Source organism: Micromonospora sp. NPDC000316, assembly GCF_042898885.1.
In the GTDB taxonomy this organism is placed as follows: domain Bacteria; phylum Actinomycetota; class Actinomycetes; order Mycobacteriales; family Micromonosporaceae; genus Micromonospora.
The window spans coordinates 907,333-919,290 of sequence record NZ_JBIAZG010000001.1; the positions used below are offsets into that span (position 1 = coordinate 907,333).

Annotated in this window: 6 protein-coding genes; 2 read left to right on the top strand and 4 right to left on the bottom strand. The window is 68.0% G+C overall.

The window, feature by feature from the left end; all coding sequences use genetic code 11:
- Nucleotides 1–429: 429 nt before the first annotated feature.
- Together ACFY2Q_RS04330 and ACFY2Q_RS04335 are read left to right on the top strand one after the other, a co-directional pair.
- Entirely contained in the window at nucleotides 430–4,212 is a 3,783-nt protein-coding gene (locus ACFY2Q_RS04330; protein WP_387127448.1) for a GTPase, read from the top strand.
- A complete protein-coding gene (locus tag ACFY2Q_RS04335) occupies nucleotides 4,209–5,804 on the top strand; it encodes a hypothetical protein (protein ID WP_387127450.1) in 1,596 nt (531 codons plus the stop codon). Before ACFY2Q_RS04330 ends, ACFY2Q_RS04335 begins: the two co-directional genes overlap by 4 nt.
- A gap of 111 nt (nucleotides 5,805–5,915) precedes the next feature.
- On the opposite strand, the gene ACFY2Q_RS04340 is transcribed toward ACFY2Q_RS04335, so the two are convergent.
- The 4 genes from ACFY2Q_RS04340 to ACFY2Q_RS04355 form a co-directional block, all read right to left on the bottom strand.
- The gene (locus ACFY2Q_RS04340) at nucleotides 5,916–6,638 is read right to left on the bottom strand and encodes a hypothetical protein (RefSeq protein WP_387127452.1); all 723 of its coding nucleotides are present in this window, start codon (nucleotides 6,636–6,638) and stop codon (nucleotides 5,916–5,918) included.
- Between the two features lie 134 nt (nucleotides 6,639–6,772).
- Entirely contained in the window at nucleotides 6,773–8,023 is a 1,251-nt protein-coding gene (locus tag ACFY2Q_RS04345; RefSeq protein ID WP_387127454.1) for an MFS transporter, read from the bottom strand.
- Between the two features lie 37 nt (nucleotides 8,024–8,060).
- Nucleotides 8,061–10,679 (bottom strand): lantibiotic dehydratase, encoded by a 2,619-nt coding sequence (locus ACFY2Q_RS04350; RefSeq protein ID WP_387127456.1) that lies wholly within the window; start codon nucleotides 10,677–10,679, stop codon nucleotides 8,061–8,063.
- On the bottom strand, nucleotides 10,676–11,953 hold the full coding sequence (locus tag ACFY2Q_RS04355) for an aspartate aminotransferase family protein (RefSeq protein ID WP_387127458.1): 1,278 nt from the start codon (nucleotides 11,951–11,953) through the stop codon (nucleotides 10,676–10,678). The genes ACFY2Q_RS04350 and ACFY2Q_RS04355 overlap by 4 nt, the downstream gene beginning before the upstream one ends.
- Nucleotides 11,954–11,958: the final 5 nt, after the last annotated feature.

The following is an 11,958-nucleotide window of genomic DNA, read 5'->3' on the forward strand; positions in this document are numbered from 1 at the left end:
CGAGCGCCGCCGTGAATTCGCAGCCGCAGTCGAGGCTGTCGTGGGCGCATGTCGTGCCGACGGGTACGCCGTGGACGTCGCCCAGCGGTTCGACACCTTCGCCAGGCTCGCGGTGACGGATTCAGCCGTACCGGAATGACCGTACAAAGTGGAGCTTGCTGCGAACTGGCGCTCGCAACTCCTCGCCTACGCATGGGCGAAAGCTGAACCGCCGTGGTGACCAGCACGTCGGCAATCGTGTTGGCGCATGATCATCGGATCGGTGGAGGTGCCGTGGGCGTCCGGGGTCGGATCATGGCCTTCCGGAGCCTTGTCGAGGGCTTGGCCGTCACGTAAGAACAGTCATTGTGACTTTCCGGGCGGGTTTACCGCAGAGCGTGATTTGTAGTGGTGACGGTGCCTGAGGGCTCAGATTCGCCCGCTGCGACGGTGGCCGAAGTGATCGCGCCGTCCGAGATGGTGTCGCTTGAGGAGGCTGTTCGATCGGCAGTCGAGCAGGGCCAGGCGGAACTGACTTGCCTGGATGACCTCACAGACGACCTGGTCCGAGCCTTCGAACAAGAGCAGCACGTCACGCCCTGTTTGACCGACGTGACCACCCGGCTGGGCGGCTTCACTCGTTGGTTTGCGGGGGACCTGCGAAGTCACCTCGATCGTGAGCGCGAGTCGCTCGGGTCGTTCAACATCGCGTTCTTCGGACGCACCGGCGTAGGGAAGAGCACCCTGTTGTCGGCGTTCGGCCGGCTCGACGGAGAGCACGTCTCACCGGGTGTCAGCGATTGGACCACCGAGGTGCATCCCATCGAGTGGCGCGATTGCCGGCTGTACGACACACCCGGGATCAACGGCTGGGGACGGACCGAGAGCCGCGCCGATCTCGAACGCAAGGCCCGCGAGGCAGTTGAGACCGCCGACATCGTCCTCCTGTGCTTCGACAACCAGTCTCAGCAGGAGATGGAGTTCGAGAAGATCGCCTCCTGGATCCGCGATCACGGCAAGCCAGTGGTGGCCGTCCTCAACGTACGCAACGCGCGCTGGCGCCACCCCGCGAAGGTTCCCGAGGCTCGTCGCAGGAATTTGTCCGAATCAGTTCGCCAACACACCGACAACATCCGGACCCAGCTCGTACAGATCGGGTTACCCGACACGCCGGTCGTCGCGATCCACAGTCGGCGGGCTCTGTTCGCGCGCGCTACGACCCCCTTCCACGGCCCGGCCCTGAAGGATTTCCACCATGAGCGGGAAGAGTTCGGGACGGACTACCTCGATCGCTGGTCGAACTTCGGGACGTTGGAACGCCTCATCGTCGCCTCGATCGCGGAAGGCGGCGCTGATCTCCGGTTGACCGCGCTGCGCGAGGACATCCGGTCACGGAGTCGCCGAGGGCTTCGCGAGCTCGAAGACCTGGCTGTTGAGATCGAGCAGCAGGCGGAATCCCTCGAAGGCGAGGCCGAGTCGCTGTTCGCCCTGCTGGGCTACCCGGACGACGCGGAACGTGCCGGGTGGCTGCACGATGCGGCTCCCAGCGCGGATCTGGTCGGCTTGTCCGAGCAGGCACGGGACCGCCCGTACACATCGCCGGTCAGAGGTGGATTGGATCGCTTCGTCCGGCATCTCGCTGCCTCGCATTTGGCGGGAAGCCGCCGGCAGGCGAAAGCCGCCGCTGACGGTCTGATTCGGCGGGCATTCGATGAGCACACGGCAGTCGACGAGTCGGCGTTCACGGAGGCTGTGTTCGATCAAGTCGCCATCTCCGCCGCAGTGGAGGCGGTATGGGTCGACCGCCGGGTATTCCTGCAGCGTGAGCTGAAAGTCGCGGCGGGTCATGAGTCCGGCGGTAATGGGCCGGTGGTGTCACACGCCGCGAGGATCCTCGGCGATGAGAGCGGCGGTGTGACGGGCGATGTGGTCAGAGGGGCGGGCATTGCCGTGGGTCTGGGCGCCCTTGCGGTGCCACTTTTCTGGAACCCCGCAGGCTGGGTGTTCGCCGCAACTGCAGTGAGCATCGGGATCGCCGGACAGATCCAGCAGCATTTCGGCAAGAAGCTCAATGAGCAGGCGTCGGAGCGAGCACGAAAAGCGAAAGCCCAGGCGATCGCCGACTGCCATCGTGCTGTGGATCGTACGTTCGACGAGTACGAGGATGCCCTCGTCCGTGACAGCCGGGATGCGGCGTGGACGTCGCTGGCTGCTGGTGTCAGTGAGACGCTGCGCGCTGCGATCGAGCTTCGCATGGCGCGCGGCCGGATCGTGCGGTTGCTCGACAGCTTGCGGACCTATGCCGGTTCGATCAAGCCGCCACCTGCGGTGACCGACGTCCTGCAGCGGGCCCAGCGCCGGATGGGGGACTCGCCGGCCGAGGTGATCCGGGCCTTGCTGGGCGAGGACTGGCTCGAGTCCGGCGTCGACCACCGACCGGCGCCTGTCGGCGATGCCGTCGCCGAGGCGTACTCGAGTCGCCGGGAGGAGGACCACCTTCGATTGACTCACGCCATGGCCGAGGCGTGGAATGCCCCGTCGGCGGCGGACATCCACGCGTGGAGAAACGACCTCGAAGAGGCGGCCCGGCGAGACCCGGCGCTGTTCGACATCGTACGAACCTTCTGGCGCGTCGACGGCGCACGGCCGGCTCTCGCCGTTCTCGGTGACTACAACTCCGGAAAGTCGTCGTTGATCCGCCGGATCGTGGTGGACAGCGGCCGGCAACCGCACGCGGCGTTCGACATCCGGGCATCGCCCGCGACCGCGGTCGCGAACCGCTACCAGTTCCCTCGGTTCGATCTCGTGGACACACCGGGCCTGCAGAGCGGACACGACGGGCACGACAGCGCCGCGCTCGAGGCGATCACCGAGGCTGCTCTCGTGTTCGTCGTCGTCCACATCAATCTGCTGGTCGGCAACACTTCGATGCTGGAGGAGCTCTCACGCGGCTCGGAAGTGATCGCCGCGAAGGGTGGGCGGATGCTCTTCCTCATCAATCGGAGCGACGAACTGGGCGTGGATCCGCTGACCGCGCCAGAGCACTTTCTCAACCTACAGAACCGCAAGAGCGAGGAGCTGCGAGCGGCCTTCGCCGCTCGCTCCATCAACGTCGGGATCGACCGGATCCACTGCCTATCCGGTGACCCGTTCGGCCTGGTGGGAGGCGATGCGACGGCGGAGTCCGCTGACTTCGACGAGAATCGGCTGTGGGACGGCGTGTCCGCGTTGACGAGTGCCATGTCAGCTCTCTCCGATTCGCAACTGTCGGCCGCGTCGTCGTCGGCCGCCTTCGATGCGGCGGTCACCGGCCTCAAGCGCCATCGGCGCTCACTTCACCAGGTGCAGGTCGACGGTACGAACGATCTGGCCCGCGCGGAATCGGTGATCGTGGCCCTCCGGGCCGCGGTGAACGACGCTGTGGCCCTCGAAGGGTCATTGCGCGAGGAGGCCCGCCGCCTGGTGGACCGCCACGCGGTTGCGACGAAATCCGCGATCGCTGAACTCGACCGTAAGGACGGCCAGAAGCTGCAGAACCTCGTCGAATCCTGGTGGAAGGCTTCGCAGTTCGAAGTTGACCTCGAACGGCACCTCGCCGACGCGGCACGTGAACTCGACGAGTGGCACGGTAACCACATGTCGGCGATCGGGCGCGAGATGCGCGCGGCCGAGTTCCAGGTGGCTCCCGAGTTCGCGGCGGAGTTTAAGGCCCGGGGAAATGCTCGGTACGAGGATTTGACCGCGGGGGCCGCCAACGTCGCAGGAGCCGCGTCGGGGCTTGCGAAAGCGCTGGGAAATCGGGACGCGGTCTATGCGATCGGCAAGCAGCTCGGCCACAAGTTCAAGCCGTGGGGTGCGGTGAAAGGCGGTGCCACCGTCGCCAAGGCCTCGGTCGTCCTCGGGGCAGTCGCCGCCGCCGCGGATGCCGCCTCGATGGTCAACGACATCCGCAAGGCCGGGGCGCACGAGCAACAGTTGGCGTCGGCGTCGCAGGCGATCGACGAGTCGGCCGCCGGGATCCTCGAAAAGATCATGCATGGGGAGCGGGGGGAAGGCCCCGTCGGATACCTCGACCAGCGGACCGGGGAGCTTGAGGCATTGCTCGACGAGCACCTCGGTCTCGCATCGTCGATCAGGGAACAGATGGACGTGGCGAAAGCACGGGCCGAAGTGGCCGGGGCCTTGATGACGGCTGCGGACATACTGATCCATACACCGGGGAGAAACGAATGACAGCGGTCGACGTCGATGCGGTGCGGGACTGGCTCGGGCGACTTCCCGGTGGAACGCTGGCCGGGCAGTACATCGACGACTGGGAAGCGTTCGCGAAGCTGGACCGACCGGTCGTGACCCTCTTCGGGTCCTACGACACCGGCAAGAGTTCCCTGCTCCGCCGGTTGCTCGTCGATGCGGGCGGCGAGGTTCCCGATTGGCTCACGATCAGCGCACGCCACGAGACCTTCGAGGTCAACGACGCCGAGATCGGCGGATGCGTCATCCGCGACACTCCCGGATTTGCAGTCGGCGCGTCCGACCTCCGCGCACAGAACAATTCGCGCCGGGCGATGGAGGCGGTCGGGCTCACGGACATCGGCATCGCGGTGCTGACTCCGCAGTTGGCGACCGCCGAACGTGACGTGCTCCAGAAGCTGTTCACGCGGGGTTGGCCGGTGGGGACGATGTGGTTTGTCATCTCGCGGTTCGACGAAGCAGGCGTGGACCCCGAATACGATCTCGCAGAGTATCGGAAACTGAGCGGTCGCAAGGTTCGTGAGCTGCGGGAGCTATTCGAACTGGACGACCGGACATCGATCTTCGTCGTCTCACAGGACCCGTTCCAGACGGCAGGGCCGGACACCGATCTCGGGCGGGAGACCTGGGATGAGTTCCGGGGCTGGGACGGCATGAGCGACCTCGCGGATGCTCTCGCGGCGGTGTCCCGTTCGGCATTGCCTGGATGGCGGGACGCGGCTGGGCAGCGGTACTGGAAAGCCGCCCTGGACGAGACCGTGACCGAACTGCGGAGGCAACTGGCCGACTACGCGGCACGTGCCGAAACAGCTGCCATCGGCGTCGCTCGCCGCGACGGATGGGAGAGTGAACTCGACACCCTCGATCGGGCCGCCAACGCCGGTCTCGACGGTCTCGTGGAAGAGGTGATACGGCGGTCGTGGGAGCCGGGTTCCGGTGCCGACGACCTCCAGGCCGAGATTCAGCGCACGCTCGACGAGTGGTTCACCAAGCACCAGATCCGCCTCCAGCGGTTGCAGCAGTCGATCCGAAAAACCAAGGAGCGAGAGCGTGCCCGCCCCTCCTGGGCCGGCTTCGCCTCGCTGGTTACGACACTCGAGTCCGGGCAGGAGGCCGCCGCGAGCCCGGCGGCGCCCGGCGGTGCCGCCGAACATGTCCAGACGGTCGGGACAATGTTGATCAGTGCGTTGAAGGCCACGAACACCGCACTCAGGCCAAACACCGGTGGCAAAGCCAAAGCGGTGAAGGCCGCTGGCGAACTGGGACGGTATATCGGGGTCGCTGAAGCTGCGCTTCCCCTTGCCGTCTACCTGGCGAAAGTCGCCGACGACTGGGGAGCGGATCGGGCGCGCCTGAACCAGGACAAAGCGGCGATCGAGAAGCTGCAACAGGTCGCCACCGAGTGCACGCGACGGGCCCGCGATGCCTGGCAGCCGTTCGTCGACGACGTACGTGAAGAGATCGTCGCGGAGACGAGAGACCAGGTTGACCTCGACGCGAGCCTGCGGCAACTCGTCGAGCAACTGCAGGAAGCCGTGGCGGAAGGTGAGGCCCTCGCTCAAGCACGAACGTAGACGAGTCGGCCGGCAGTTGGTGAGAGTTTGGATTCCATGCCCGGAGACCGTGGCGATCCGATGGTGGTCGGTTGAATCTGGCCGACGATTTGCCCCGAATGCTGACTAGGCCTAGCCGTCCGAGTAAGTACTCAGGTGAGCCGGCTGCCACCACGCCTCGATGATCACGTCGTGGCCGAGGGCATCGTCGGTGTGGCGGTGCAGGGAGAGTTCGACGATCCTGTCGTCGTCGGGCCGGAAGGGCCGTGCGGGGTTCGGCATACCGAGTACGGCGCCGAGCGAGTCGATCGCGGGTTTCCACAGGGCCGCCCAGTTGCGGCTGCTGGAGACTCCGAAGACGAGTTGCAGGGCGAGGGGTCCGGGCGGCAAGGGTGCCGTGACGGCGTTGTGGCAGGCCTGGTGGATGGCTTGCTTCCAGGCAATGGACTCTGCGGATACGTGGGTTCGGACCCTGAGTAGCGCCGGGGTGTCCGGCTCGTCGGCGGGTACCGCGTCGGCGACGGCGATAGTGGAGCCGTGCTGGTGGACCTTGCGGCCAAACGCGGCGGCTATGCGGCGAGCATCCAGGTGCTTCACCAGTGGGTACAAGTAGTTGTCCAGGTCACGCCCGCCGCGGTCGAGCGGCGACGAGGCGGGAAGGCCGACGATCAGTTCCACCGCGCGGAGTGAGTGTTGATCCCATTCCTTCACTTGGAGTTGGTCAGCCACGGAAGCCAGATAAGCATTGAGCCGCAGTTGGTCGGGATGGTCGGCGGCGTTCCAGCTCTCGAGCACAGGTTCCGTGAAGAGCGGAAGGCGCAGTCCCGCGTCAGGGCGCGTGAAGAGGGTCGTCATCCTCGCGATTGTTCCGGATGCGCGGTGTCGATCGCACTTGATCTATCCCGCGCCCGGTCACGGCCTTGATTTCCGCTCGATCGAGCAGCGGCATGTAACGCGCCAACTCCTCGTGGCCCTTGCTGTGGCTGGCATTAGCTGCGGGTGGTCGCCGCGCGGACGGTCAGGGGTATGGCGATGCCAGCCGCCACGAACAGCCCACCCAGGGCCAGCCAGCCCCAGCCCGAAGCCATGATCACTGCGGTCATGACAAGTGGGCCGAGTGCCTGCGCGGCCGCCGTGCCTGTCGCTGCCATGCCTTGGTATTCCGCTTGGCTGTCGGCGGGCATCAGGCCGACGGTCAGTCCCCACGAGGCGGCTACGTACAGCAGTTCACCGAGGATGTGCACCGCTGCGGCGACCGCCAGCAGCACCAGGGTGGCTGTGCTGTGGCTGCGGCTGGTGAGGGCTGTCACGACACACGCGACGCCGAGCAGCACGCCTGCGGTCCGGGCTGCGCGGGCGGCACCTGCCACTGTCTCGGCTGAGCGGGAGAACCTGACCTGCAGCAGGGCAATGGCGATGGTGTTGGCGGTGAGGATGGCGCCCGATATCCACCGGGGCGCGTCGGTGCTCTCTGCCACCCAGAGGGGGATGCCGACGGAGAGCATCGACCAGTTGAAGGTGAGCAAGCCGAGCAGCGCCGTGACGCACAGGTAGGTCCGGTCCCGTAGGACCCGGACCTTCCGGCGGGTTCGGGGGGAGGCAGGCACCTTCGGCAGCCGGCTCACGAGCACTGCGGCGAGCAGATAGACCGCCGCCGTGGCGGTGAGCATCGTGACGTACGCGGTCCGGGAATCGACCTGGATGACGAGTGCGCCCAGCCCGGCGCCACCCGCCATGCCAAGTTGGCTCACCACCCGGTAGTGGGCCAACGCGCGGATTCGTTCGCCCTCGTCGGTGAGGGCGGCGATGACCGCCGTACGGACGCCGACGCTGCTCTCCGACGCCACCGCCGCGAGGCAGCCGACGGCGACGAACGACCAGAAGTTGCCCACCGCGAGGTAGAGCAGCATCGCCGTACCGCTGATCAGGTAGAGGATCAGCAGGACCCGGCGCATGCCGGCCCGGTCGGCGATCATCCCGACGGGGGTGGCGGCGGCGATGCCGACAATTCCGGCTATCAGCGCCGAGAGTCCGACCTGCGCCAGGGACATGCCGACCGAGCGGGTGAAGAAGAGCACGAACGACGCCACCCAGACGCCGCGTCCGGTGTTGGTCAGCAGGGCTACGACGAGCAGTTTCCTGATCGCGGGCGAGACGCCGTCGAGCGGGTTGCGTAGGCGTCGTCGGCCCGTGCCGGTGCTGGCCGGGGGACGGCGGACGGCTGCGAGTTTGTCGGTCATCGGTCCCCTCGGTGATCGGTACGCGCCGATGGCGGCGTCATCTCCTGGTGATGCCCTCCCGGCTGCCGGTTGATGCCTGCTCCATCGGCCGCGACCAACCGCTGAGGCGCGACCGACCACTGAAGACTGTGTAGCGGACCTCGCTGGTGTGCCTGCCCTCCGGCGTGGTCAACCAGAGGTCGTCCGGGCCCGGCAGCATCTCGGAGACCTCGATCTCGCCCGTCGGCGGGAGCAGTCCGACGAGGGAGCGGACCAGGATCGGGCTGTCGAGGTCGCAGTAGACCGGCTTCGGCTGGCCGGGGATCTTGACGTAGACGTGCTGGGGCAGTTCCAGTCGCCGCCGCGTGCGCTGGGTGGTCAGGAAACCGGTGTTGAGGTCGGTGCCGCGCAGGTCCTCGATGGGGAGCCGCCAGGTCTCCCGTTGCAGCACCACACGACCGGTGACGAGCCGAGGTATGTGACCGCGGCCGGGGGCCGCCGCCAGGGCGGTGACCCGGGACGGGAAGGCGAAGATGTCCATCGGGTTGACGGGCAGCCGGCACCAGGCCAGCGGCGGGGCCATCATCCGCAGGTAGCGGCCGGTCGGTTGGTGCTGTAGGCGCAGCCCACGGTCGCCCGGCACGACGACGAGGTCGTGGAAGCGCAGCACCTCGCGGTCCCGTCCGGGCGAGCGGTCGAGCGCCTCCAGGTCGGGGCAGGGCAGCTCGGATCGTACGAATGTGGCGTTGCGGTGCGTCTGGGTGACGTCGACGACGACCTCGTCGGCCTCCGCCAACCCCTGGTAGCCGCGGACGATGCGTTCGGCATACGCCGGGCGGTGGTGGTGCAGGTGGGGGCTGAACATGCCGTGGCTGAGGTTTTCCTCGGTCGCGTGGGCGTCGCCCACCACCACCTGGAATTCTCCCCGTGCCACCGCATCGGTGGAGCCGGCGATGACCATGACGTCGGGGCTGCACATGGCGGGAGCGGAGAGCTCGGACGACGCAAGGACGGCCAGGACCGCGTCGAGGGGCACCTCGTGACGGTGGGCCGGGGGGCCGTCGGACGGCTCCTCAGCCGCGGGCAGCATCGTCGCGTCGACCAGGTGGAGCTGTCGTTGGACAGCGGCGCGCATCTCGTCGTACCGCAGGTCGAGATCGTCCAGCTCGGCCATGAAGCGGGTGAGGTAGGTGCCGAGCGGAACGGGTCGGTCGTCGAACTGTTCGCGGTACCAGGTGGCCAGCATCCGTCGTTCGTGTTCGAATCGTAGCCGCGCGGGCAGCAGCAGCAGATCGTGCAGCGGCGCGAGTTCATCGGTGACCATTCGGCGCAACTGCCGTCCGAGGCGGATGTCGCGTACCGGGGCGAGGCAGTCCTCGGAGAACAACGCGTGGTCGGCGTAGAACTGCCGGTCGGTGTCCCTCCGTGCCGGCCGTCCGGTGACGGACGTGAAGAAGGTCTTGAGTTCCCGTACCCGATGTGGCCGCTGATCGACGTCGGCGCCCGCCAGGTCGGTGAGGATCCGCTGGAGTTGGTCCAGGTGTGCCAACCGCTCCTGGTAGTCCGGGGTGCCAGTGACGGCGAGCAGGCGGCGCAGGCTGTCGACCACGTCCACCGTTCCGAACGGCAGCTCGGGCTCGGGGCGCAGGGCGCCCAACGCGGCTAGCGCGTCGAGGCGGTCGGCCACGCAGGCGACCGCCTCCGGGCCCGTGTCGCCGAGCAGCGCACTCGCCAGGTCGACCACCGTCGACCCGCCGTCACACGCGGCGAGGAGCCGAGCGTCGAACGGGTCCAGGACCACTGGGTCGTGGGGAACGATCGCGTCGCGCAGCGACCGGGTGAGGGTGTCCGTGACCGCGACCACGTGCAGGACCGGGCCGTTCAGGAACGCTCCGGCCGCGCGGTGGGGACGCCGCTCGGCCGGGCCCGGAGTGACGAGGGTCTGGGCGACAGCATCGGCCGCCCACCGGCTCAGCCGGGAGGTCCTGGTGATCGGCCCGGTCGACCAGGAGATCCCGTCGGCGTCCTCGGTCCATGTGCCGATTGCGAACGGCCCAAAGTGGCTGGTGGTCTCGTTCTTGGCGCAGAGCCGCTGGAGGTAGCGCACAAGGGTGGTGAGCGACTTTCGGTCCGCCGACCGCCACGCCGTGGGATCGTCCCCGATTCGCCGCAGCCACCTGGTCAGATGCTCGGCGGCGGTGTCGTTGGAGACCAGCAGTGCGTCCCGCAGGGTCGGCTGCCGACGGAACCGCTCCACAGTGGCAAGCGATCCCGAGCTGATGTCCGACTCGTACGCCTCGGTGAAGTTCTCCCGGGCGGCCTGGAGACGGGTGTGCAGCCGCGTCGCGGACTCGACCTGTTCGCGCAGCGTCGTGTCCTCGCCGGGGCCGTCAGTGGGCCGCACCGGCCGGCCGGCCCGTAGCCGTTGCAGTAGCGCCCGGTCGCCCGCCGACGGCAGGGGAGCGTGGTAGCCGTACGCCCACTGGCGGATGTGGCGCAGTTGGTCCTCCAGGTGGAGCACCTCCGCTGCGGCCCGGGCGGCGGAACCGTCGCTCAACTCGGCCAGCCAGTGGAAGGGGAAACCGGCCATCCGTAGCACGGCGACGTCCACCAGATCCCAGTCGTGTCGCGTCCGGTATGACCGCGGTCGTGGCGGTGACAGCTGATTGGTGCTCACCGCACACCTCCTGCCGCCGCTCCGACCGGTGCCTCGGCGACGAGGGCCTGGCCGAGGATGTCGAGCGCCTCGGTGGCCTCGTCAGGGGTGACGGTCATCGGCGGTGCGATCCGCAGCACGTTGCCGCTCTTGCCGCCCAGCCCCACCAGCAGCCCGTGCTCTCGGCAGCGGGCCAGGACCCGGGCTGCCGCCGAACGGTCCTCGTCCGTCCCGGTGCCGATCTCGACAGCCACCAGGAGGCCGTACCCGCGGACGTCGGTGACGCGCGGGTTGTCGGCGGTGAGCAGGCGCAGCCCGTCGAGCACCATCCGGCCCACCCGGTCGGCGTTGGCTTGTACGTCGTGGTCGAGGAGGTAGTCGATGGTGGCCAGGGCAGCGGTGGTGGACAGGGGGTTGCCGCCGAAGGTGGAGATGGACTTGCCGCCGACGCTGTCGAGCAACTGCCGCCGGCCCACCACCCCACCGAGGGGGAAGCCGTTAGCTACGCCCTTCGCGAAGGTGACCAGATCGGGTTGGATGCCCTGGGCCTGGTAGCCCCAGAAGTGCGAGCCGGTCCTTCCCCAACCGGTCTGGACCTCGTCGCAGATCAACACGCCGCCTCGGGCGGCTACTACCTCCTGGTAGCCGGCCAGGAGCCCGCTGGGCGGGGCAAAGAAGCCGCCCAGGCCCTGCACCGGCTCGACGATCAGAGCGGCCGGGGCTGCGTCGGCGTCGTCCAGCCGGTGGGCCAGATCGGCGACGAGGTCCGGCACCTCGCCGTCGCGGCCGTTGCCGGCCCAGGTCACCCGCAGCGGTGACAGCGTGCTGGCCTGCCAGCCGTCGAGCCCGGACACCGACATGGCCCCATAGGTGCGGCCGTGGTAGCTGTCCCGCAGCGCCACGACGTGTCCGCTGCCCCGGTGGCAGGTGGCGGCCAGCAGCGCCGTCTCGTTCGCCTCGGTTCCCGAGTTGGTGAAGAAGACGGCGGGGTCCGGGATGCCGACCAGACCGGCGATGCGTTCCGCGAGCGCCACCTGCGACTCGATGAGATAGAGAGTCGAGGTGTGCACGAGGCCGCTGGCCAACTGCCGCTGCACTCGTTCGCGGATCTCGGGGATGTCGTAGCCGACGGAGGTGGTCAGGATCCCGCCGAAGAAGTCGAGGTAGCGGCGCCCGTCCCGGGCGGTCACCCGTCGGCCGCTGGCGTCGGCCATGGCGAGGGGTTCGTCGTAGTAGGTGGTCAGCCACGCGGGCATCACGGCGCGGTGACGATCGGCCAGACTCTCGGTAACCATCTGTT

Excerpts from the sequence above, each read along its gene's own strand:
- ACFY2Q_RS04340 (WP_387127452.1), bottom strand. The coding sequence starts at position 6,638 with ATGACGACCCTCTTCACGCGCCCTGACGCGGGACTGCGCCTTCCGCTC.
- ACFY2Q_RS04355 (WP_387127458.1), bottom strand. The coding sequence starts at position 11,953 with ATGGTTACCGAGAGTCTGGCCGATCGTCACCGCGCCGTGATGCCCGCG.
- ACFY2Q_RS04335 (WP_387127450.1), top strand. The coding sequence starts at position 4,209 with ATGACAGCGGTCGACGTCGATGCGGTGCGGGACTGGCTCGGGCGACTT.
- ACFY2Q_RS04345 (WP_387127454.1), bottom strand. The coding sequence starts at position 8,023 with ATGACCGACAAACTCGCAGCCGTCCGCCGTCCCCCGGCCAGCACCGGC.